We start from the raw sequence: 492 nt of genomic DNA, 5'->3' as shown, positions 1-492 counted from the left end.
CTGATCGCACCAGAGCGTGTTGGACCCAATATACAATTGGCTTACTGCTGGGCGCATGCGCGTCGCAAGCTCATTGAGATCGTACGGACTGGTTCATCACCAATTGCCGAAGACGGCATAAAGCGCATTGGTGAACTCTACAGGATCGAAGCGGAAATACGTGGTCTTAATCCGCAAGCACGCCTGGCAGTCCGCCAGGAGCAATCAAAGCCGCTGATCAGTGATATGGAAGCATGGCTTGTTTATCATCGTGCACGTGTATCGGCAAAAGCCCCATTGGGTGAGGCTTTAAAATACATTGCCAGATACTGGGATGGCCTCTGCCTGTTCTTATCCGACGGTCGTGTTGAGCTGGATAACAACAGTGTCGAGCGAACGATCCGGCCAATCGCATTGAACAGAAAAAACGCACTCTTTGCAGGCCACGAAGCAGGTGCCAAAAACTGGGCTATGATCGCATCGCTGATAGAAACTTGTAAACTCAACGCCATC

Annotated in this window: 1 protein-coding gene; it reads left to right on the top strand. The window is 51.0% G+C overall.

Going from position 1 to position 492, the window contains the following annotated elements; genetic code table 11:
- A partial coding sequence (gene tnpC, locus HBA93_RS18370; protein WP_221724260.1) for an IS66 family transposase occupies positions 1-492 on the top strand: 492 nt, incomplete at both ends.

Origin of the sequence: Ochrobactrum sp. SFR4, assembly GCF_019730395.1 — a bacterium.
Lineage (GTDB): Bacteria > Pseudomonadota > Alphaproteobacteria > Rhizobiales > Rhizobiaceae > Pseudochrobactrum.
Note: the sequence above shows the minus strand (reverse complement) of the source record. Positions and strands in the feature narration are given on the sequence as shown.